The organism is Vicinamibacteria bacterium, from assembly GCA_035620555.1.
Taxonomy (GTDB): domain Bacteria; phylum Acidobacteriota; class Vicinamibacteria; order Marinacidobacterales; family SMYC01; genus DASPGQ01.
In genome coordinates, this window is record DASPGQ010000077.1 from 20,441 (window position 1) to 41,665 (window position 21,225).

21 protein-coding genes are annotated in these 21,225 nt (G+C 61.5%); 4 read left to right on the forward strand and 17 right to left on the reverse strand.

Annotated features, from left to right (window positions below):
* Positions 1 to 48: 48 nt before the first annotated feature.
* Both VEK15_02955 and VEK15_02960 read right to left on the reverse strand, forming a co-directional pair.
* Positions 49 to 2,523 carry a hypothetical protein gene (locus VEK15_02955; protein HXV59628.1) on the reverse strand — a complete coding sequence of 825 codons (2,475 nt, stop codon included), beginning with the start codon at positions 2,521 to 2,523 and terminating at the stop codon, positions 49 to 51.
* Complete coding sequence (locus VEK15_02960; GenBank protein HXV59629.1) at positions 2,520 to 3,050, reverse strand: NUDIX hydrolase; 531 nt, start codon at positions 3,048 to 3,050, stop codon at positions 2,520 to 2,522. Before VEK15_02960 ends, VEK15_02955 begins: the two co-directional genes overlap by 4 nt.
* Positions 3,051 to 3,096: 46 nt before the next feature.
* Between VEK15_02960 and VEK15_02965 the strand changes: the two genes are divergently transcribed.
* The gene (locus VEK15_02965; GenBank protein HXV59630.1) at positions 3,097 to 4,227 is read left to right on the forward strand and encodes a tetratricopeptide repeat protein; all 1,131 of its coding nucleotides are present in this window, start codon (positions 3,097 to 3,099) and stop codon (positions 4,225 to 4,227) included.
* Positions 4,228 to 4,275: 48 nt separating this feature from the next.
* On the opposite strand, the gene VEK15_02970 is transcribed toward VEK15_02965, so the two are convergent.
* Entirely contained in the window at positions 4,276 to 5,232 is a 957-nt protein-coding gene (locus VEK15_02970) for a VWA domain-containing protein (protein HXV59631.1), read from the reverse strand.
* Between the two features lie 286 nt (positions 5,233 to 5,518).
* Between VEK15_02970 and VEK15_02975 the strand changes: the two genes are divergently transcribed.
* The 3 genes from VEK15_02975 (at position 5,519) to VEK15_02985 (ending at position 7,328) form a co-directional block, all read left to right on the forward strand.
* Positions 5,519 to 5,911: a DUF2203 domain-containing protein gene (locus tag VEK15_02975; protein ID HXV59632.1), complete on the forward strand. Its 393-nt coding sequence runs from the start codon at positions 5,519 to 5,521 to the stop codon at positions 5,909 to 5,911.
* The gene (locus VEK15_02980; protein HXV59633.1) at positions 5,912 to 6,466 is read left to right on the forward strand and encodes a hypothetical protein; all 555 of its coding nucleotides are present in this window, start codon (positions 5,912 to 5,914) and stop codon (positions 6,464 to 6,466) included.
* Between the two features lie 85 nt (positions 6,467 to 6,551).
* Complete coding sequence (locus VEK15_02985; GenBank protein HXV59634.1) at positions 6,552 to 7,328, forward strand: carboxypeptidase regulatory-like domain-containing protein; 777 nt, start codon at positions 6,552 to 6,554, stop codon at positions 7,326 to 7,328.
* A gap of 164 nt (positions 7,329 to 7,492) precedes the next feature.
* Here VEK15_02985 and VEK15_02990 read toward each other — a convergent pair whose 3' ends face one another.
* The 14 genes from VEK15_02990 to VEK15_03055 all read right to left on the reverse strand — a co-directional run.
* Positions 7,493 to 8,497, reverse strand: a complete 1,005-nt coding sequence (locus VEK15_02990; protein ID HXV59635.1) for a COX15/CtaA family protein — start codon at positions 8,495 to 8,497, stop codon at positions 7,493 to 7,495.
* The gene (locus VEK15_02995) at positions 8,389 to 8,613 is read right to left on the reverse strand and encodes a hypothetical protein (protein HXV59636.1); all 225 of its coding nucleotides are present in this window, start codon (positions 8,611 to 8,613) and stop codon (positions 8,389 to 8,391) included. Before VEK15_02995 ends, VEK15_02990 begins: the two co-directional genes overlap by 109 nt.
* Positions 8,610 to 8,915 (reverse strand): cytochrome C oxidase subunit IV family protein, encoded by a 306-nt coding sequence (locus VEK15_03000; GenBank protein ID HXV59637.1) that lies wholly within the window; start codon positions 8,913 to 8,915, stop codon positions 8,610 to 8,612. Before VEK15_03000 ends, VEK15_02995 begins: the two co-directional genes overlap by 4 nt.
* Positions 8,916 to 8,934: 19 nt before the next feature.
* The gene (locus VEK15_03005) at positions 8,935 to 9,549 is read right to left on the reverse strand and encodes a cytochrome c oxidase subunit 3 (protein HXV59638.1); all 615 of its coding nucleotides are present in this window, start codon (positions 9,547 to 9,549) and stop codon (positions 8,935 to 8,937) included.
* A 12-nt stretch (positions 9,550 to 9,561) separates the two neighbouring features.
* Positions 9,562 to 10,200: a heme-copper oxidase subunit III gene (locus VEK15_03010; protein HXV59639.1), complete on the reverse strand. Its 639-nt coding sequence runs from the start codon at positions 10,198 to 10,200 to the stop codon at positions 9,562 to 9,564.
* Position 10,201: 1 nt separating this feature from the next.
* Positions 10,202 to 11,089, reverse strand: coding sequence for a heme o synthase (cyoE, locus tag VEK15_03015; protein HXV59640.1), 888 nt, complete (start codon positions 11,087 to 11,089; stop codon positions 10,202 to 10,204).
* Positions 11,090 to 11,097: 8 nt separating this feature from the next.
* On the reverse strand, positions 11,098 to 12,867 hold the full coding sequence (locus VEK15_03020) for a cbb3-type cytochrome c oxidase subunit I (GenBank protein ID HXV59641.1): 1,770 nt from the start codon (positions 12,865 to 12,867) through the stop codon (positions 11,098 to 11,100).
* Positions 12,868 to 12,898: 31 nt separating this feature from the next.
* Positions 12,899 to 13,720: a cytochrome c oxidase subunit II gene (gene coxB, locus VEK15_03025; protein ID HXV59642.1), complete on the reverse strand. Its 822-nt coding sequence runs from the start codon at positions 13,718 to 13,720 to the stop codon at positions 12,899 to 12,901.
* A gap of 49 nt (positions 13,721 to 13,769) precedes the next feature.
* Complete coding sequence (locus VEK15_03030; protein HXV59643.1) at positions 13,770 to 16,592, reverse strand: c-type cytochrome; 2,823 nt, start codon at positions 16,590 to 16,592, stop codon at positions 13,770 to 13,772.
* Between the two features lie 22 nt (positions 16,593 to 16,614).
* Positions 16,615 to 17,721: a hypothetical protein gene (locus VEK15_03035; protein HXV59644.1), complete on the reverse strand. Its 1,107-nt coding sequence runs from the start codon at positions 17,719 to 17,721 to the stop codon at positions 16,615 to 16,617.
* A 59-nt stretch (positions 17,722 to 17,780) separates the two neighbouring features.
* Complete coding sequence (locus VEK15_03040; protein ID HXV59645.1) at positions 17,781 to 18,566, reverse strand: cytochrome b N-terminal domain-containing protein; 786 nt, start codon at positions 18,564 to 18,566, stop codon at positions 17,781 to 17,783.
* Between the two features lie 36 nt (positions 18,567 to 18,602).
* Positions 18,603 to 19,163, reverse strand: coding sequence for a ubiquinol-cytochrome c reductase iron-sulfur subunit (locus VEK15_03045; protein ID HXV59646.1), 561 nt, complete (start codon positions 19,161 to 19,163; stop codon positions 18,603 to 18,605).
* A 148-nt stretch (positions 19,164 to 19,311) separates the two neighbouring features.
* Positions 19,312 to 20,196 carry a HEAT repeat domain-containing protein gene (locus VEK15_03050; GenBank protein ID HXV59647.1) on the reverse strand — a complete coding sequence of 295 codons (885 nt, stop codon included), beginning with the start codon at positions 20,194 to 20,196 and terminating at the stop codon, positions 19,312 to 19,314.
* A 1-nt stretch (position 20,197) separates the two neighbouring features.
* Positions 20,198 to 21,225 (reverse strand): ABC transporter ATP-binding protein (locus VEK15_03055; GenBank protein ID HXV59648.1); only part of this gene is annotated, 1,028 nt, incomplete at its 5' end.

Here is a 21,225-nt window from a genome sequence, read left to right on the forward strand (position 1 = left end):
GAGCTATCCTCGTGCAGGAACAGTTTCTATAGAATCATTATCGGAACGTTATCGGCGCAAGTCAAAGGCAGGACGTGCCGCGAGAAGCACGGAGAGCTCCCGTTGGTCGTTACTCGAGCTCGCGAAATCCGCCGGACGGAACCCCGCCCTCGTGGCTACGGAAAAGACGCCCTTCGTCAATTTGACGCTCTTCTCTCCGGCGGGAGGAAGACGGAAGCGCATCGTACCCTGGCGGCTCGAGATCGTGACCCAGTTCTCCATCGGACCGTTGAGGACAACGAACGTACCGCCATCGCCGGCGGGCTCGAGAACGAAGGCTGCCTCTCGGTCCTTGCGTACCCAGAAGCCGGCCGGATCCAGGTAAGAATTGTCGTCGAGTCCGTGCAGCCTCGAACCGTCCTCGAGGGCGATGCTTCGAAGCGCGACCGGTCGGTTCGGTTGGACCTCGGTGAGACGAACGCGCGGCGAGGCGAGAAGAGTGCGGGCCCGAAGGCGGAACTGTGCTAGGCCCACGTCGGTCCGGAAGCTGACCGAGCCCCCCGAAAAGATCCCCTCGCCGTTCGCGAAGGTCGCACCCTCGGGACCTATGCCCTCGACCCGGAATGCGCCTGCAGGAAGCGCGTAGCTGCGACTCCACCAGTGATCCGGGTCACCGTCGCGGCCGATCGCCTCGAGAGGGAGAGCCACTCGCTCCATGACGTCGTCGGCGTGGAGCTTTTCACGAGACGGCAGGGCGAGGAACCGCTCGTGCTCTCGTCGGGCAAGCTCGTGAAACACCGTGGAAGCCCAAACCGGGGCGAGGGTGGACCGCCTCGACTGCAAGACGGTGTCCTGGATTCCGGCGAGGACGAGAACGAGAACAGGAAGCGGAACGCGATCGATAACCCGTTCGCTCCAGCCCGCGATACCGAACCCGAGGAAAAGCAGGAAAACTGCCGACCAAACGATGGAAGCGGTGTCCGCCCGTACGAGCGACGGGAGATAGTCCGTCAGATCCCAGGAGCTCGAGAGCGCTTCGTAGACCGCGCTCGTACCGTCTCGCGCGTTGAGAAACAAGGGCTGCGGAGTTAGTAGAGCCATCGCGCCCGCCAACGCCAAGCTGATTGCCAGGAGAGCAGGTGCCCACCGCGCGAGGCCGCCTCCCGACGAGACGAGCGCGCCGGCGAAGACGGCGAGCAGAGGCAGAGCGGGAAAGAGAAAGCGCGCCGGCGGTGAGTTTCCTCCGGACCAAAGGGGGTGGGCGGCTCCTGGAAGCATGACCGAAAGGAGCACGAGACAGGTCAACCGCGCGATGAACGCGTGACGCCTCCGCAGTGGGGCCAAAGCCGCGAACCCGAGCAGGTAGAAAGGGGAGTTCGGCAGTAGGCCAAACTCCTGATCGAGCAAGAGTCCGGAGACGCCGAGCGGGACGGCACTCAGGAAAACACGCCGACGACCGTAGGATGCGGCGGGGTCGAGGCTGCCGTGCATCGCGAACGAGAACGCGACCAGTGCCCCGAGGCAAAGAAGCGCTCCCAAAAACAACGTTGTTCGGCGAAAGCGAATCCCGAGTGCGCCCCACAGCGTAAGCGCGAGAAGCAGGAACTTCACATGCAGGAAAAGAAGGGAGCCCACGAGAAAGGTAAAGCCCCAGACCGTCCACGGTTTCGGTGGCTCGAGCTCGGTCACGCGGAGTGTGACGAGAGCGACGACGACTGCCGCGGGGAGCTCGGGGTAGGCCGAGACCGCGAGAAAAGCTCCTGGTGCGGTGAAGCCCAGACCGGCCGCAGCGATCAGGGCCGCGGTGCTGTCTCCGGTGAGTCGAAGAGCCAGCCGATGCACGGTGTAGAGAAGAAAGGCGGACAGCAACGCCTCCGTCAGCAGAACGCCCGAAAGCCCGAGCAGGGCAAAGCCGGGAAGCAGCAGAAGGGGGAGGCCGATCCCGTGAACCGAGTAAGGCGTATTCGCCGCCAGATGCGGCCCCATCTTGCCGCGATAGAAGTTTCGAAAGTCCTCCGCGGCATAGTTGTTCTGAACTTTCAGGTCGCCGTCGTGAATGACACTGTAGGCAACGAGCAGATAATGTGGCTCGTCTCCCGACAGGCCGACCTCGTGAGAAATCTTGAGCCCGAGTACGACGTACAGGACGAAGCCGATGACGCCCACCGCCTTCGCCTGAAGCCGAAGACTGCCGACCCAGCGCGATCGACTCAGAGCGACGAGGCCAACGACGACGAGCACCAGATCGAGAAATCGACCCGCCAAGGATGCCAGAACCGGGAAGGCACGGAATACACCGGGAACGAAGATGGCACCCGCGAGCCCAGCCCAGACGAAGGGAGTCACGAAACGCTCCAGACGAAGACGTCCGAGAAACATCCCCATCCCTCCCAAGAGCGCCGCGAGCAGGAGCCAGCCGGGCCCGGGGAGAGAACTGAGCAGCCAGGTTGTGTCCCCGAGGACGGGAACGCGAAGGGTGTCGCGCACGGCAAGGGCGAGGGCGAGACCGATACCCCCAAGAGCCCCCGAGGCGACGGACTTCAAGACGTTCGCATTCGCAGGAAGAACAAAGCGAGAATCGTCTTCGCATCGCGAACGTCGGCGCCTACCTTCAGAGCGAGGGCTTCATCGAGAGGAATCTGCAAGATCTCGAGACTCTCGTCCTCGTCGGGCACAGGGGTCCGACGCTCGAGGTCTGACGCAAAATAAAGGTGCATCTTTTCCTCGAGCACGCCGGGCGAGGGGTAGAACTCGGCGAGCTTCTCCAGATGACCGGGGTAGAATCCGGTCTCCTCCACGAGCTCACGCCGCGCCGTCTCCTCGGGGCTCTCGCCCGGGTCGAGGGTTCCTGCCGGGACTTCGATCAGGGTCTCGGCGACCGCGTGTCGATACTGTCGAACGAACAGGACGTTGCCCTCCGCCGTCACCGCGAGAATCACCGCGGCGCCGGGGTGACGAATGATCTCACGCTCGACCTCTCGTCCCGACGGTTCGAGGACACGGTCGACGCCGACGTCCAACAGGCGGCCGCGATAGATTTGACGCGTGGAAACGACTCGGTGCTCCGCCACGGGGCGATTCTAACATGCGGATTTTTCTGCTACATTCGAGCGTGCCATGGTGATTCTCGCGCTGGTGCTCGCACTATCTCCCCCGGAGCTCGAAGAGAGCGGTCGCGAGCACCTCTACAACATGGACCTCGCCTCGGCCCGCAAGACATTCGCCGAGCTTTCGCGGCTCGCTCCGGACTCACCCGCGGGACCCTACTACGAAGCGACGGCCCTGTGGCTCGAAGAGCTCGCCCGCCGGGGAGGAATGGGAGGAGCCACGTTCCGCTCGGGGCAGTATTGGTCCAAGACCCTTCGTGAAGCGCCCGGCGAGGAGCTCGATCTTAGATTCAACGGGCTCGTGTCCGAGTCGGTGGCGCGCGCGGATCGCCTGCTCGCCAAGGACCCGGACGATGCCGAGGCATTGTTCTTTCGCGGTGCGGTCGAAGGAATCGCGAGCGCCTACGAGGCCGCGATCGAGCACAGCTACTATCGGGCGTTCAAGACCGGCAAGCGCGCCAGAGACTTTCACGATCGACTTCTCGAGCTCGAGCCGAACAACGCTGATGCTTGCCTCCTGCCGGGAGTGTTCGAGTATACGATTGCCACCCTGCCGCGCGGACTGAAGGTCGTCGGCTTCCTGTTTGGGCTTCGCGGCTCCAAGGAGAAAGGCCTCGAGCTCGTCGAACGGGCTCGACGAGACGGGAAGAGGACGCGGTGGGCGGCTCAGCTCTCGCTCTCGGTGATCGAGCAGAAGGAGATGAGGTTCGGCAAATCCCTTGCGTTATTGCGAGAGTTGGAAAAGAGCTTTCCCCGTAATCCTTTTCTCGTCCTGGAACGCGGCAGCGTTCACATGCTCCGCAAGGATTACTCCGCCGCCCGCGCCGCCTTCGAGGCGACCTTGGCCCGAGAGACCAACATGGAGCTCGTCGAGCCGGCATTCGTTCGGCTCAAGCTTGCCGAGAGCCTCCTTTTCGCCAAAAACTACGAGGAGGCGTCAAGACAGCTCGACCTCGCATTTCAGACACCCGACGTTCCCGCCTGGATCAAGGCCCCTCTGTTCCTTCGGCGAGGCATGGTTTCCGACGCACTCGGTGCCAGACGTGCGGCCGAATGGGACTACCGGCGCGCCCGTTCTCTCGACACGGACGAGGTGACCAACCGGCTCGCGGACCGCTACCTGGCAGCTCCTTTTCGCTAGTCAGCAGGCTGATGAAAAAGTACAGCCCAGCCTGCCGAGCGGCATCTCTTACATGCTCGGATTGATCGGGACCGCGTAGTAGCCACGTCGGGTGCGAACGACGAGGTCATCGCGGCCCTTGACACGCAACTCGATCGTTCGCCATGCCCCGTCGCGCTGCTCCCTGGTCGGGACGTAGGCCATACGGTATTGGCTATGCAGCTCGTTCTGAATCTGATCGAAATCCTGATTGAGCTCTCCAATACTGTTGGGGAAGAAGGACGCACCACCGGTTTCCTCGGCGAGCTTCTTGAGAAACCCCTTGTTCACCCCCTGGGAGCCCGACGTTCGCCGCCCCTCGAACCCGACCGAATAGATCGTGACTTCCGAGAACTTCGCTCCCTCGATGGCATCCTGGGAAGACGACACGCTGCCCTGTCCCACGGAGCGTGAGTCGTCTCCATCGGTAAACACCAAAAGGGCCTTCCGGCCCGACGCTTGGGAGACCTTGTCTATCGACAAGAGGATCGAGTCGTAGAGCGCGGTCCAGCCCGAGGGGTAGAGCGATTGAATCGTCGCCACGAGCCTGTCGACATCACCGGAGAAATGTGTGCTGAATCGAATTCGTTCGTTGAAATCCGCGATGATCGCCCGGTCTCCATCCCAGAGCTTGCCGACGAAGTTGGCGGCGGCTTCCTTCACTCCGTCCACGCTCGGCCGAATACTCGTCGAGGCATCGAGAAGTAGCAGGAGAGTCACCGGCGTGACCTCGGCGGTGAAGAACTCGATGTGCTGGAGAGTCCCGTCCTCGAGCACCTCGAAATCGCCCGCCTCGAGGCCAGGAATGAAACGCCCCTTCTTGTCCGTCACCACGACGTTGAGGTTGACCGCCTCGACGGTGGCCCGGAATTGGAACCGCCCCTCCTCCTGCTGGGTCCGCTGCTGTGCGGAAGCCGTGGCGCACCACAAGAGTGCCGATGAGGCGAGAACCCCGGTCAATCTCGAATGTCGTGTACCTGGCGTCATGCATCGTCTCCGCGTGGCCTGAACCGGATGGTTGCCGACGAAACTGCCTCCAGCCCTTCAACGGTCACGCAGCCCATCAATGAGCCGAGTCTGCGCGTAGTCTAGCACAGCGCGCGACGACGCCCTCTCGACTCCCGGTAGCCGGTGTCGAAGAAAGACGGCCCGCGCTGCGCGAATCGCGAAGCTCTTGGGCCGCACGAGATCCACCCTCACAAGGGATCGCCTCTTCGGAGGATCGATCGGGCGTGGTTTGTCGACCGCCTTTATTTTCGCTACACTACGGATCGTGCAGGAACGCTTCTTCACCGTGCAGGAAGCGAACGAGCTCATACCCTTTCTGAGCGAGAAGCTGACCGAGCTTCGAGCGGTTCATCACAAGCTTCGCTTGCTTGGGGCGAACAACCCGGAGTCCCAGGAGGTCGCTCTACGGGGTGGCGTTCCCGTGCCGCCTTTCTATCTCACCTTGCTTACGCGCCTGCAATGCGTCGTTCAGGACATCTGCGCCGAGGGCTGTCACCTGAAAGACATCGAGTCGGGTCTGGTGGATTTCCCCACGATCTGGGAGGGCCGCGAAGTCTACCTCTGCTGGAAATTCGGAGAGGAAGAGGTGGGCCATTGGCACGAGCTCGAGGCGGGCTTCGCCGGACGCCGGTCGCTCGAATGCGAGCCCGAGACCTGATTGCGATTCGCCTATTACGAGAAACTCACCCCAACTCAGAAGAGAATCTACGATGAGAGCGATCGAATCGTGTCGGTACCTCTCTATCGTCCCGCGATCCACCGCGAGCGCAGTGCCAGTCTCGCGTCGGTCCTGGCGACCGGGGATCGGCTCGCGACCGAACGATGGGCCCAGGCTCTTTGCGATGGACTCACCGAAGCCCTGGGAGTGCCGGCGCTCGAAGTAGGCGTGATGGAGCGCCGTCCGTCCTGGCGCACGGGTGAGTTGCACGGCTTGTACGAAGCGCGCTCCCCGGGCGGTTACAAGATCTCCTTGTGGATGCGCACCGCGCGCCGGGCTCAGGTCGTAAAATTCAAGACGTTTCTCCGCACCTTCGCGCACGAGCTATGCCATCACCTCGACTACCATCGATTTCGACTGCGGGACTCGTTTCACACCGCGGGCTTCTACCGCAGAGAGTCGAGTCTCATGCGGCATCTCCTGCCAGACGAGCCCCCACCGAAGAGACCGGCGCCAACGCGGCTTGCGCTAAACTCCAGCCGAGGTATAGAGTAGTGAGTTTGAGCGCCGAACAGGCTGGCTTGGACCGAGCACGGACCGGTCCCGAAGCCGAGGCAAACGACAAATCGGAGGAAACCGAATGAAGAAGTCATTTTTGATTGCCCCTCTAGCACTGACGGTCCTCGCCGCGGCTTGTGGCGGAGGGGGAGGGGCTTCCGAAAGCACGACCACCGCAGCAGCGCCGGCGCCGAAGGCCCCACCGGTCGACGCGGCCACCGCGGGAACGATCAGCGGAAAAGTGGCGTTCGAAGGTGAGCCACCCGCAGGAGAAACGATCCAGATGGCTGCCGACCCCAATTGCGCACGACTCCACTCGGAGCCGGTGAAGACTGAGTTCGTCGTGGTAGGGGAGGGTGGCGGTCTGGCCAATGTCTTCGTTCACATCAAGAGTGGTCTCCAGGGACGGAACTTTCCCCCACCGAGCGAGCCGGTGGTGCTCGACCAGCATGGTTGCACTTACGTGCCTCACGTCATCGGGATCCAGGTCGGCCAGACCCTCCAGATCCTGAACAGCGACGAGACGCTCCACAACATTCACGCGATGCCGAAGAACAACAAGGAGTTCAACATCGGCCAACCGGTCAAGGGACTGAAGACCGACAAGGTATTCGACAACGTCGAGGTCATGATCCCGTTCAAGTGTGACGTGCACAAGTGGATGAACAGCTATGCCGGTGTGGTCGATCACCCCTATTATGCGGTATCGAGCCAGGACGGAAGCTTCTCACTCGCGAACGTCCCCCCGGGAGACTATGTCGTCGAGGCCTGGCACGAGCGGTTCGGGACCAAGGAGATGAACGTCACCGTCACCGAGAAAGGCACGGCCGAAGCGAATTTTTCGTTCACCGCAGAGTAAATCGGGCCAAAAGAGAGTTCTCGCGAGCCCTTGCCCTTCCGGCAAGGGCTCGTTCTTTTTTGCTCAGTACCGCACTTCAAGAAAAACCGCAACAAAGGATCGGAGCCGCAAGGTCGCGAGGGGTTTCTGAGTCTGGTGTACCTTCGATGGCCCCCTTCACGTATTTAGCCTCCGACCTCCGCTGAGGCTACGTCTCGCGCGCTCACGGCTTCGGAAACGAATAGTACGAGGAGTATCCACAGGACGTTCGAGGCACCCAGGTGGAGGAGCTGCATCCAAACGGGCGCCATCAGCTTTACGTTGACCGCGCCCAGGGCGAGTTGCAGGGCGAAGACTCCCACCGCGAGGCGGCCATACCGGTTCGACCCAACCAGCCAGACGGCGACCACAACGACGAAGAAGCCGGCGATGGCTAGGGTGGGATGATAGGAGCGAGCTCTGATCAGGCTCGTGAGCACCGGTGATTCGTCGGGAGAGACTCCCGCCTGGAGCAGCAGCGTGTCTCCGAGCGCGGTCACTGCACCGCTCGCGCCGACGACCAGCACGGCGACGAGCGTCGCGCTCAAGAGCGCAATCCTCGAAGAGCTCTGGGGCAGGGCGCGATTTCCACCGATCCACCAGACGGTCATCGTGATCGCGGCGAGCAGCAAGAATGTGTTCGTCAGGTGAAGGGCCATCATATAGACGCGGGCTTCGGAGTCGTTCGCCCCCACCCACTCGAAACGGACGAGCCCGGCTCCGATGAGCGCCTCGGTGACGACGAAGAACAAAGACCAGCCAACTGCCTGTCGTGCAGGGTGTTTTGGCGGAAAGGCGCGGAAGACGGCTACGACGACACCGAGCACGAACAGGCCCAGGAGCCCGCTCGTGATCCGATGGCCGAGCTCGATGAGGGTGTCTAGACGCGGCTCTCGCGGGATGACCTCACCATTGCAGAGCGGCCAGTGGCTGCCGCACCCGGCGCCAGAGCCGGTGGCGCGTACGAAGGCGCCCCAGAGAATGACGACAACGGTGTAGGCGAGCAGCCACCCGACGACTCGAGGGAGACGGTGAGAACCTGTCAGGACGCGGGGTCGTCCGATCCTCGCCTCCTCCGATACCAGGCGACGGCGATCGAGCCGAAGACGAGATAGGGCATGCTCAACAGAAAGAGAATGCCGCGGTTGAATCCGGCGGCCAGCTCACCGTTCTGCTCGAGCGCGGTTCGGCACATGGCACATTGCGCGAGCGCGCTATCGACGACGACGAGGCAACCCAGGACGAGAAGGAGGGCCACTTTCTTCATTGGAACAACCGATGCGGCAGGATGTTACTACCGCCGTCATAGGCGGGGATTGCGAACATCAGGATGCTCGTCAGGAAGATCCCCACGAGCACGACCAGCATGAGGCCGGCTTTCTCGAAACGGAGGTGCATGTAGAAAAAGATGATGAGGCTCGCCTTGATGGCCGAGCCGACGAGGAGCATCAGCGTCTGCGGCACCTGGGATATCTGGCTCTCTCCGATGAAGATCATCGTGACGGTAACGACGAGGAGCACCACCCAGAGAATCCAGTAGCTCTTGTAGCTCGAAGCATGTTCCGACATAGCGTGGTTCCTCCCTCGCTCAGACGAGGTAAAAGAGCGCAAAGACGAAGACCCAAACGAGGTCGACGAAGTGCCAATACAGCCCGGCGTTCTCGACACCTTGCGCCGAGTACTTTCCCATTGCCGAGCGGATGGCGACGATGAGAAGAATGGTGACTCCGGTCGTCACGTGCATACCGTGGAATCCGGTGATGATGAAAAAGCTCGCGCTGAAGTGAGGCACACCCCAGGGATTGCTGGTGAGCCGCGCTCCCTCGTGAATGAAGTGGCTCCATTCGTAGGCCTGCATTCCCAGGAAGGAGAATCCGCCCAGGATGGTGAGCCACAAGAAGAGCGTCACGTGCTTCTTGTTTCCCGCCATGGCCGCGGCGACGGCGCAGGCCATCGTGGCACTGCTGGTTATGAGCGTGAACGTCATCAAGGTGATGAAGTTCATGTCGAAGGCAAGGGTCTGGTCCGGCCAGGTCGGGCTCTGGGAGCGGATGACTCCATAGGACACCAGAAGCCCGGCAAAGAGCAACGCGTCGGTGACGATGAAGATCCACATCATGAGCTTCTGCCAGCTGACGTCGAAGGGGCTGACCCCACCCGTCCACGGCGAAGCGACTGATGCGGAAGCTCCGGTATCACTCATTGGGTTTCCTCCCTACAGGTAGAACAACACGACGAAAAGATAGAGCCAGAGCACGTCGACGAAATGCCAGTAGGTCGCGGCGAGCTCGGGCGAGCTCGACTCACCCGGCGTCAGGCTCCGCCTCGTCGCCAGGACGAGGACATAGAGGATCACCAAGACTCCCGCGACTAGATGCACTCCATGAACCCCGGTCAGGACGTAGAAGAAGGAGCTGTGCGGATGGCTCGTGAGGTAGACGCCTGAAGTCGCGAGCGCCTTCCAGGCGAACACCTGTCCCGCGAGGAAGATCACGCCGAGCGCGGCGGTTACGAGTAGCCATTTGCGAAACGAGACCGGCCAGAAGCTCACGAAGCGGCGGCGGGCAATCTCCATGCTCACGCTCGAAGCGATGAGCACCAGGCTGTTCGGGTAGAGGATGGGAGGTACGACGAGTGGGACCCAGTCGTCACCCGAGCTTCGCACGAGATAGGCGCTGGTAAAGGCGGCAAACAGCATGGTGACAGAGCCGAGCGCGATCCACAGACCGAGTTTGGCGGTCTCGACCTGCCGGCGCGAAGGCTCTCCCGGGCGTCCGTCGCCGCCGAATCCGGGCTCGAGGACGTCCAGTCCGCCTCCGCCACTCGCGTTCGGTCGTGCCAGAGTTTCCGCCATCTCAGTAAAACGTCTGGTTGAACGCCGCCAGAGCGAGCATCACCGGCAGATAGAACAGCGAAACCGCCAGAAGGCTCCCCGCGAGCCGTCGCTCGGTTCCGTCGCCGAAACGAAAGGCTGCCGAGAGAAACAAAGCCCCGAGTGCCAGAGCCCCCACGAGGTAGACGCGCCCGAGCAAGTCGAGAGCGGGCGGAACGAGGCTCAAGGTGACCAGCGCGAGCGTGGCCGAAACGGTCAGGAGTCGAGCCGCCGATCCCTTGGGGAGAGCCCGATAGCCCACCCGTTCGTAGTCGTCTCGATAGACCGCGGCAATGGCCCAGGTATGGGGGAACTGCCACATGAAAAGGATGCCGAAGAGACAGAAGGCCAGCGTGCCGAGCTCACCTGACGCCGCGCTGAACCCCATGAGCGTGGGCATCGCTCCGGCCACGGCACCAGGAACGGTGGCCCAGGCGGTACGAGGTTTCATCGGCGTGTACAGGAGAACGTAGGTGCCCAGAGCCAGAAGAGCGAGAAGAGCCGTCAGCCACCCGCCGGTCAGGAGCAGGGCGACGACGCCCACGACCGACATGGCGCCGGCCGCCGCCGTGGCTTCGCCGACCGGGATACGGCCGGTGGGCACGGGTCGATTCCTCGTGCGGTCCATTCTCGCGTCCGGTCCGCGCTCCAGCACCTGATTGAACGCGTTCGCACCGGCAACGACGAGAAACGTGCCGAAGGTAAACGCGAGAAGCGAGCCGAGGGCGATCTCCGCCGAAGCGAGCCAGTACCCGACTACGCCGGACACGACCACCATCGCCGATAGACGCAACTTCACGAGCTGGAGATAGTCCCGCACCGACAACGAGAGCCGGGCGATCGACCAGGTCGAGGCCGTCGACGAAAGCATCGATCCTCTTAGCCCCGGGCTTTCACCCGGGCGGGCTGCCACTGGGGCGTGAACTCCCGGTCTTCATCGGGATTGTTGTAATCGTACGGCCAGCGATGTACTTCGGGAATCTCTCCTTCCCAATTGCCATGTCCCGGGGGGGACGGCGCCGACCACTCGAGCCCGTTCGACTCCCAGGGATTGCTCTCGGCGCACTTCCTGCCCTTGGCCATGCTCCAGAAGTAATTGGCAACGAAAATGAGCTGCGCGGCGCCCAGAATGAAAGCGCTCACGGTGATGAAAGTGTTCACCGGTTGGAGCGGCTTGAGGTAGTCATAAGTGTTCGGATCGTAGATGCGGCGCATCATTCCCGCGATCCCGAGGTAATGCATGGGGAAGAACGTCCCGTAGTAGGCGAGAAATGTGAGCCAGAAGTGGATCTTCCCCAGTCCCTCGTTCATGAAACGGCCGAACATCTTGGGAAACCAGTAGTACACCGCCGCCAGAGCACCGAAGAGACCGGCTCCCGCCATGATGAAGTGAAAGTGCGCGACGACGAAGTAGGTGTCGTGGAGCTGGATGTCGGTGGCGTTCGTGCCGAGAAAAAGGCCCGTGAGGCCGCCGGTCACGAAGAGCGACACGATGCCCAGCGCGAAGAGCATGGGCGTCGTGAACCGGATCTTCGCTTTCCAGAGCGTCGAGAGCCAGTTGAATGTCTTCACCGCCGAGGGAATGGCGATGGCGAGGGTGGTCATGACGAAGACGCTTCCCAGAAAGGGGCTCATTCCGGAAACGAACATATGGTGCCCCCACACGAGGAAGCTCAAGATACCGATGGCAATGATCGCATAGACCATCGATCGATAACCGAAGATGGGCCTTCGGCTGAATGTCGCGATGATGTCCGAGGCGAACCCCATGGCGGGCAGCATGATGATGTAGACCTCGGGGTGGCCGAGGAACCAGAACAGGTGCTGCCAGAGAAGGGGGGTTCCGCCCTCGTGAGCGAAGAGCTGGTCGCCGATGTAGATTCCCGCCGGCAGGAAGAAGCTCGTTCCCAGCCCGCGGTCGAACAAGAGAAGGATGGCCCCGGCGGCGAGCGCGGGAAAGCTCAGGAGGCCAAGAACGCCGACGACGAACTGCGCCCAGGTCGTCAGCGGCAGTCTCATCATCTTCATGCCCTTGGTGCGGAGGTTCAGGATGGTCACGACGAAATTGAGACCGCCCATGGTGAACGAGGCGATGAAGAAGACCATGCCCACGATCCAGAGGGTCTGCCCCGCTCCCGAGCCGGGAATCGCCGAGCGGATCGCGGATAGAGGCGGGTAAGCGGTCCATCCCGAAGCCGCGGCGCCTCCCTCGACGAGAAACGAGATCAAGATGATGATGGCCCCGGGCAGCACCGTCCAGAACGAGAGCATGTTGAGAAACGGGAACGCCATGTCTCGGGCTCCGATCTGGAGAGGGATGAGGAAGTTTCCGAACCCGCTCACCGGGGCCAGCGATAGCACGAAGAACACCATGATGGTTCCGTGCATCGTAAAGAGCATGACGTAGAACTCCGGCGTCATGACCCCAGAAGCCATCCCGGTGGGAAAGAAGGTCTCGAGACTGGGCCACAGGGTTCCGGGCCAGCCGAGCTGCAGTCGGATGAGCATCGCGAGAATGCCCCCGACGAGGGCCATCATCATGGCAAGCGTCAGGTACTGTTTCCCGATCATCTTGTGATCGAAGCTGAAGAGGTACGTGCTTACGAAACCCTGCTTGCCATGGCCGTGGTCGTCATGACCTTCGCTCATGCGATCTCTCCTTCAAATGAACTTTGCGGTATCAATTCTGGGCGGCCTGCTCCGCGAGCCAGGCGTCGTAATCGGACGCGCTCATGACCGTGAGGAACGCCCGCATCCGGTAATGACCGAGACCGCACAGCTCGGCACATGCGATCTCGTACTCCCCCGTCTTGATCGGGGTGAAGGTGACCGAGGTCTCCATGCCCGGCACCAAGTCCTGCTTCACTCGAAAATTGGGAAGAAAGAAGGCATGCTGGACGTCCTTGGAACGAAGCCTCAGATGCGCTACCCGATCGACGGGCAGCACGAGCTGGTTCGTGCGGACGAAGTCATCGGCCGAGGCCGGATCGGTCTCGTCGATCCCCAGCGGATTCTCGAGCGAGTACAACTCCGGTTGAAACCCCCCGATTGCCCCGTCGGGACCGGGATAGCGAAAGTCCCACTGGAACTGCGCCCCGACCGCCTCGATGACTATCGCGTCGGGAGGAACGTCCGTCGACGCCTTGACGTCACCCCAGATCACTAGCCCGGATACGACGATGGGGACGAGGACGGCGGCGGTGCCAAGGGTCCAGCCCACTTCCAACCTGTGGCTGTCGTGCCAATAACTTCCGGCCGCGTCGTCGCGATGACGAAAACGGAAGATGAAAGTCCCGAGAATGAGTTGCACGATGATGTAGGCGACACCACTGATCGCCAGGATCACGTAGTACAAGGTGTCCTGCGACGAGCGGTCGGAGGCGAGGTCGGGCAACCCGTAAACAAAGAAGAAGACGACCGAAACGAGAACGATGCCCCAGATGCTCAGAGCCATCGCCGTTCCGTGGCTAACGTAGGGTCTGACTTTTTCTTCTTCTGCCATTGATTGTCCTCGATTCGCGGCCGCGCTTCGGCCGAATGATATCTCTTCCTCAGCGCGTGTAGTGCATGATGTAGGCGGCGACGGCGCGCATCTGCGCCTCGGCATCCCCCCCGAGAACGTCCGGTAGTGGCGTCACACGGTTGCCGGCGTCGTCCACGGGCCAAAACTGAGGCATCTGGGTGCCGGGTGTGATCGCCTGGGGATCCCTCATCCAGTTCACGACCCACTCCTCGCGCAGACGCTCGCGGGAAAGCCGGAAGCTCGGCGCGAGCTGAGAGGCCTCCATGGTGCCAGCGGCGGCGGCGATATGGCAGCGCTCGCATTGCAGGCGAACGAGAAGGCGGTCGCCCGTACGGAGGAGCTCTGGATCGGGTTGTTGCTCCTCCGCCGTTTCGAAAGGCTGCGTTCCCTCCATCGCCATGAATCCCTGCACCAGCGTGTTCGCCTCGTCATCGCTGAAGTGGAAGGTCGGCATGCGCGCATTCAGCCAGAAACGCACTTCGGTGGGCGCCTTCAGGAACTGGAACAGCCAATCGGCCTGAGTCCGGGCGCCCTGGGTGTTGAGGTTCGGGGGTCTGAAACCGGAATCCTCGATCGTCTGATAGATACCACCCCCGAAGCCGTCAACGAGGTGGCAGCCGCGACAGTTGTACTCGTGAATGAGTCGACGCGCCCGGGCCCCATAGGCCTCGTTGGCACTCAGGTTCTTGACCGCCACCCGTGGTAGCTCTTCTCTGACCTGAGAGAGAACCCGGCGCACGATGGCGTCGATCTCCTCTTCGGTGAAATCGAAGTAACCCATGCGGAGCTTTTCCGGAGGGCTCTTGACCTTGCCCTCGTCGTAGCTCCGTGGAGCACGAAGCTTCTGTTCCAGCCAGGCTTTTCGGGTGTGCTCGATATCCACATAGCCGAAATCGAGCCGGGTGACCATCTTCGAGCCCCAGGTGGAGAGGTCGACTCCGATCTTCTGAGCGTTCTCGAACCCCTCGATGTCGTGGCACCCAAAACACCCGTAGCGAAGGATGAGTCTCTCGCCCGAGTAGAGCGTCTTCTCCTCGGTCGACATCTGGGATATCCGCTCTTCGGCCTGAGCGAGCGGAAGACCCGATCGGAGAAACTCGAGCGTGATCTCATCGAGCGCCGCACTCTCGACCTCGGGGACCGGTAGCTGTTCGAAGCCCTCGTTTCGAAGGCTCATGAGATAGGCAGTGATGTCGGCCGCCTCTCGATCGGTGAGCCTCAGATCGGGCATGAAGGTCTCTTCCCAGTAATGTCGCGGGTTCTTGACCCAGTTGAAAAGGAACTCCCGCTTGACCTTGCTTCCCACACCCGCCAGACTCGGCCCCTTCGTACGGTACCAGTCGACGCTGGTGTTCTCCGCGTTCTCGGCGATGTCGAAGGCGGTCTCGTCGGTGATATGGCAGCCAAGGCAGCCCGCGGACTCGATCAGATTACGGCCCCGATCCGGGTCCCCCGCGGGCACGGGCGTGTAGCTCAAAGGCTTGGCCTTGTCGAATACGTAGGCGACGATCGCGGCGACTTCGGTCCGGTTGCGAGCCCCGATGTCAGAATCGAGATTGTTGTCGAGGTTCCAGAACCGCGGCATGTAGGTCGACTTCTTGAAGCTCTTGGGATCCTTTACCCATCGCGCCGCCCACTCGGGTGTCGTCTTTGCCACGATGTGCCCGAGGTTCGGGCCTACTTTGCGCCGGTCCTCGAAGCCTTCGGTGTTGTGGCAGCCCCAGCATCCCGCCGTCTCGTAGAGGTTACGGCTCTCGTTGAACTTCTCGGCCCCGGGAAGGAGGACCTGATCCGCGTGGCACTTGAGGCAGCCGGCCTCGGCGAATCCATTCGGATACATGGGTTTGTCCCAGTAATGGTCCTCTTTCCATCCGTAACGGGTCTCCCATTCGTGCTGTTGTTCCTCGGTCTGGGGCGTGTGGTTCACGCCCACGAACGTCGTCGCCCGACCGCGGCCTTCGTGGCAGGAGGTGCAGCCGAAGCTGTCGCGTGGATGCTTCGACTCGGGCGCGACGTAGAGATCGAGGTCGGGATGCGTCCGGAAGGGTTGCGGCGCGTCGGCATAGTCGAGATTGTCGATTCCCAGGTGACAGGTCTGGCATCGGTCGATGCGGGGAACCTGAGTGAAATTCAGTTCCTCGGTCACGTTCGCAACCAGAACCTGTCGAATCTCGATGCTGGGGTCGATGAAGTCGACGACGGGAAGGTTTCGGAACGTGTTGGGAAAATTCCGGGCGATGGAGTCGAGCTTGCGGCGCAGGAGAGTTGCTTCCTGGGTCAGAGCCTCCTTCTGAGAGTTCAGCTCGGTCACTCGGGCTCGAAGCTCGCGCAACGACCGCTGCACCTGTGTCCGGTCGTACTCGATGGCGAGGCGAGCTTCGCGCGCGCCGATGAACTCGCCTTCCAGCGCGCGGAACTCTTCGTCGGAAACGGCCTTGCCCAGCGGAGCGCTCTCGCCTTCCTCGTGATAGAACTTCTTCGAGTCGTACACCGCCTTGAGCTCGCGCTCTCGAACATCGGCGAGCGTCCATTGATTGTCGAGGGCCTCGAACTGCTCTTCCAGCTCTCGAATATCGGCCTGCCTTGCCTCGAGCTCCTGGTTCGCCGCGGCTAGATCGCTCTCGACTCGCTCGAGCTCGCGTTGATCCACCTCCCCCTCGGCTTCTTGAATCTGTTCCCGCGTCGTTTGCCGCTCGAGCTCGTAGAACTCGCGTTGATAGCGCTTCCATTCGCGGGAGTAATCGTCCCAGACGAGCCAGATGGTCGTCAGGAAGAGCGCTATCGCCGAAATGCCGAAGAGGACGTTGAGCGCCGGAATGTCGTGCGCATGTCCTGGAGCGGGTTTCGCCACGGTTTACTCCACAACTCGATGACTAGATATTGAAGAAGATCTCGGGGAAAGCGACGATGTACTTCAGGTTGAACGCCCAGCGAAGATACATCTTGATGGGAAGGCTGAGCATCAGGAGAAACAGCACCACCGCGATGTAATAACGTGGAGGCCCCATTTTCACCAGATAGTGGTTGAGGCTCGCCCACCGCAAGAAACCCGGCAACTTCTCCTTCGGTTTGGACAGAAGCCAGGGAAGCACGCCGATGTAGAACAGAACGAGAAGGACCCCGAGCCATTCCCGGACGAGCGGGTTTCGAGGAAGCGGCCGGTTGAGAAACTTCACCCAGAAGAAGTCCGAGACGTGCACGTTCAGCAGGGGCTCGACGCGATGCTGGTCCCAGTACTCATAGGGGCCAAAGAAGTTCCAGTTCGGCCCGCGCAGAAACGTTCCCGAGATGACGAGCAGCATCCAGAGCACCAGATAGCCGTAGAGAAAGATTCCGATCTCGACCCGTCTCTCCCGGAAGGTGAAATAGCCGTTCCCCTTGGGGTTCGTATCCAGGTACGGGATGGCCATGAGGCCGATGATGATGAACGTGGGAAACACGACCCCGGCGAGCCAGGGGTCGAAGTAGACGAGCATCTCCTGGAGCCCGAGGAAGTACCAGGGCGCCTTCGACGGATTGGGTGAGTCCGCCGGATTCGCCGGCTGCTCCAGTGGCGCCGGCAAGAGGATCGACCACGCCATCAGAACGATCCCGAGAATGATCATGCAGAGCATCTCGGTGTAGACGAGATCGGGCCAGACCCAGACTTTGTCTTCCTCCTGTTTCTCGGCTACCGGCTCTCCCCTCTCGATCCTCTTGTCGTTCTCGACACCCTGATACATCGCATACCAGGTGGTGAACCCGACCAGGTACAACACCAGGGTGATGGGAACGTTATCGGGCTTCGCCACGATGAGATAGAAATCCGGGTCGAACATGCTCAGGACGTAGAACACCGTCAGCGCGCCGAATCCAATGATCGCGTTTCTTTTGGTCCAGATCCGCGGATAGCGCAAGGAAACGAGGAAACCCACGGTCACTAGAGTGAAGAGCACCGTGGGCCCCGACATCCAGTTGATTAGATTCTTGACGGACTCCATAAGCTCAACAACCTGCCATCGAATTCCAGGGTTCGGTCATGAAAGAAGCGAGGAGCGGCTCACATCGGGCCGGAAATGCCACCGTCTTTGCGGACACGCCAGAAATGAACGGCCATCAGGAAAGCGGCGGCGAGCGGCAGCCCCACGCAGTGGAGCACGTAGAAGCGGAGCAGGGTGTTCTCCCCCACGCTTCTAGCGCCGAGCAGAACGAAGCGCGCGTCGCTTCCCGAGTTGATGATGTTGATGTCGCCTATCTTGAGAGCGGCCGACAAGGGTCCCTCGGTGCCCGCGAGCGGAGTCGCCCGCGCCATGTTCGAACCTACGGTGATGGCCCAGATGGCGAGCTGATCCCAGGGAAGAAGATAGCCGGTGAACGACAGGAGGAGGGTGAGCACCAAGAGGATGACGCCCACTCCCCAGTTGAACTCACGGGGCGGTTTGTAGGAGCCGGTCATGAATACCCGGAACATGTGCAGCCATACCGTGATCACCATGGCATGGGCACCCCACCGGTGGAGCTCGCGCATGACGCCGAGGGGCACGTGCTCGCCCAGATCGATGATGTCGGCGTAGGCGTACTCGACCGTCGGCCGATAATAGAACATCAGGAGCAGCCCGGTGAAGGTGAGTACCAGGAACAGAAAGAAGGTGATGCCGCCCATACACCAGGTGTAGCGGAGCTTGATGCCTGCCTTTCGCGACTTGACCGGGTGGAGATGCAGGAACACGTTCGACATCATCACCAGGACCCGATTGCGGTTGCTGTTGACGGCCCCGTGGCGGAAGATGGACTTCCACACCTGAGATTCAGTCAGCGCGTTCCATGCGCTCGAAAAAGCGTTCATGACCTTCTGCACCGATTCAACTCCTGCTCGGATCGATCAAGCCATTGGCAAGAAGGATGCCGGGTCGCTCCACTGTCCCGCTTCCTGCTTGAAGGTGCGTCCGATGTCGATGAGAACTTGACCGTCCTCGGCCAGGCTGATGGCGACGCGCTCCAGTGGACGCGGCGCGGGCCCTTCGAAGTTGATGCCGCTCATGTAGAAACCGCTCCCGTGGCAGGGACACTTGAACTTGTTCTCCGCCTCGAGCCAGTTGGGAGTGCATCCGAGATGCGTGCAAATCGCCAGGAGCGAATACATCTCGGTCTCGTTTCGCACGACCCAGACGCGGAACTTCTCCTTGAACCGCGTATCGACCACTCCGACCGCGAAGTCGCTGGGGAAGCCCACCTTGAACGTGGAAGGCGGCTCGGTCAACACGTTGGGAAACATGAACCGCCCCATGGCGGTGAGTCCGGCGGCGGTCGAGGCGGCGAAAAATGTCCAGGCGAGAGCGAGCCAGTTGAACTGTCGTCTCGTGACTTCCTTCGTCTCTTTTCTTGAGGGCTTGGCGGGTTTCTCTTCGACCGGTTCGGCTTGTTCTTGTTCGTCCTTGGCCATTAAGTCTACCTGAGTTCGAGGAGCTTTCGTTTTGGCGTGTCCGCCGTTCGAGCGGTTCGAGTCAATCGGAACATTCTAGTCACCCACCTCAAAAAGTGTCAAGACAGGAGCGAGAATGGAGCCGTTCAACTCGTTTCATCTCCCCCACTTATGGCGTCGGTTTTTTCTGACCCTCGAGCGCGTCGATCGCCGTTCTCCTGATTCCCACGTGGGGGTCCGAGTCAGAGATGGCGCGGAGCCTCTCGGTGAGCCGGTCGCCGCCGAGTCTCGCCGACGCTTTGATCGCGCTTTCCATGGTCAGAAGCCTCTGAGCGTCGTCCATGGTGTCGATACCGGCGAGGAGCTCGCGGTCCAACATCTCCAGCAACTTCGCTTCGCCCGAGCGGTCTCCTAGCTGGGCGAGAGCAATCGCCGCGTTCCAGGAGGCATCTCGATCGAGATCCGACAGAGCCACCTGAAGACGAGGGATGGCGGCCTCGTCCCCGATGGCGCCGAGCGCGTAGATCGCCATTTTCCTCGCTCCGACGTCCTCATCGCCCACGCGGGCGACCAGTGCTCCCACCGCGCTGCGATCGCCGATGTTGCCGAGCGCCCAGCTGGCATAGAGACGAGTCGTGGCGTCTTTGTCCGACAAGGCCTCGATGAGCACCGGCGTCGCCAACTCATCGCCGAGATTCCCGAGAGACAGGGCGAGGTAGTGCCGGACGCGGGGGTCGTCGCCTTGCGCCTTCTCGAAGGCGTCGATCATCTCGGGGACCAGGCCCTCCATCCGGCTCCTCTCGGAGTCCAGCGTGATGATCTTGGAGAGCTCGAAAGCGGCTTGCCAACGGCGACTCGCGCTTCCGGCCCGAATCTCGTTGAGATAGTCGACACTCGTCTTCTCGTCGGAGACGAGCCAGGCGAAGAAAAAGAAGATGCCCACACAGATGGCGACCACGACAGCGGGGACTACGAAGAACTGGACGAGCGTTCGTCCGAAGCTCAGATCCTCTTCGATCCCGACGTCGTTTTCCTTGGCCATGGAACGGGGCATGTTATCTCGCGCCCCGTCCCGGTTCAACGACCGCCGAGGCCATTTCCTGGTCCTTGTATTGGAGCTGGTAGAGACGATGGTAGATGCCGTGCTGGGCGAGGAGCTCCTGATGGGTCCCGATCTCTCGGATGCGGCCCTTGTGGAGCACGACGATGCGGTCGGCCCGTTGAATCGTCGAAAGACGATGAGCGATCACGATACTGGTGCGATTTGCCAGCAGCTTCTCGAGGGCCTCCCGGACGAGGATCTCGGTGTGGGTGTCCACGCTCGACGTCGCTTCGTCGAGAACGAGTATCTCCGGGTCGTGCACCAGCGCCCGCGCAAAGGACACGAGCTGCTTCTGACCCGAGGAGAGTGCCGACCCCCGCTCCCTCACCTCGGTCTCGAGCCCTCGCGGCAGCGTCTTCAGGAACTCGTTCAGGTTGACCGCCGCCGCCGCATCGGCAACGGCCTCGTCGGTGATGTCGCGATCCCCGAGACGAATGTTCGACGCAATCGTGCCCGAGAAGAGGTGGACGTCCTGGAGCACCATGCCGAAGCGACGCCTCAAGGCCGTCAGCTCCCAGTCGCGAACATCCAACCCGTCGACAACGACCCGCCCGCGTTGAACGTCGTAGAACCTGAGCAGGAGACTCGTGAGGGTCGTTTTGCCGGCGCCGGTATGGCCTACGATGGCGACCGTCTCTCCACGACCCACCTGGAGCTCGATGTTCTGGAGGACCCAGTTCTCGCCCTTGTAAGCGAACCACACATCCTCGAAACCGAGCGTTCCCGCACCCGAGCTCGCCCGGGGACTCCCCTCGGGTGAAGAAACCGAGACCTCGGTGTCCAGCAGCTTGAAAATCCGCTCCGAGGAAGCCATCGCCCCCTGGAGAATGTTGAATTTTTCAGATAGATCGCTGATGGGCCGATAGAAGCTCTCCGAGTACTGAATGAACGCGACGAGGCCTCCCAGAGTGAGCGTTCCGAGAAGGATCTGACCACCGCCGTACCAGATGACGAGACCGATCGCGATCGCCCCGAGCACCT

Coding starts and splice junctions, on each gene's coding strand:
- VEK15_02965 (HXV59630.1), top strand. CDS start 3,097: ATGGTGATTCTCGCGCTGGTGCTCGCACTATCTCCCCCGGAGCTCGAA.
- VEK15_02970 (HXV59631.1), bottom strand. CDS start 5,232: ATGACGCCAGGTACACGACATTCGAGATTGACCGGGGTTCTCGCCTCA.
- VEK15_02985 (HXV59634.1), top strand. CDS start 6,552: ATGAAGAAGTCATTTTTGATTGCCCCTCTAGCACTGACGGTCCTCGCC.
- VEK15_02995 (HXV59636.1), bottom strand. CDS start 8,613: ATGAAGAAAGTGGCCCTCCTTCTCGTCCTGGGTTGCCTCGTCGTCGTC.
- VEK15_03000 (HXV59637.1), bottom strand. CDS start 8,915: ATGTCGGAACATGCTTCGAGCTACAAGAGCTACTGGATTCTCTGGGTG.
- VEK15_03005 (HXV59638.1), bottom strand. CDS start 9,549: ATGAGTGATACCGGAGCTTCCGCATCAGTCGCTTCGCCGTGGACGGGT.
- VEK15_03010 (HXV59639.1), bottom strand. CDS start 10,200: ATGGCGGAAACTCTGGCACGACCGAACGCGAGTGGCGGAGGCGGACTG.
- cyoE (HXV59640.1), bottom strand. CDS start 11,089: ATGCTTTCGTCGACGGCCTCGACCTGGTCGATCGCCCGGCTCTCGTTG.
- VEK15_03020 (HXV59641.1), bottom strand. CDS start 12,867: ATGAGCGAAGGTCATGACGACCACGGCCATGGCAAGCAGGGTTTCGTA.
- coxB (HXV59642.1), bottom strand. CDS start 13,720: ATGGCAGAAGAAGAAAAAGTCAGACCCTACGTTAGCCACGGAACGGCG.
- VEK15_03035 (HXV59644.1), bottom strand. CDS start 17,721: ATGGAGTCCGTCAAGAATCTAATCAACTGGATGTCGGGGCCCACGGTG.
- VEK15_03040 (HXV59645.1), bottom strand. CDS start 18,566: ATGAACGCTTTTTCGAGCGCATGGAACGCGCTGACTGAATCTCAGGTG.
- VEK15_03045 (HXV59646.1), bottom strand. CDS start 19,163: ATGGCCAAGGACGAACAAGAACAAGCCGAACCGGTCGAAGAGAAACCC.
- VEK15_03050 (HXV59647.1), bottom strand. CDS start 20,196: ATGCCCCGTTCCATGGCCAAGGAAAACGACGTCGGGATCGAAGAGGAT.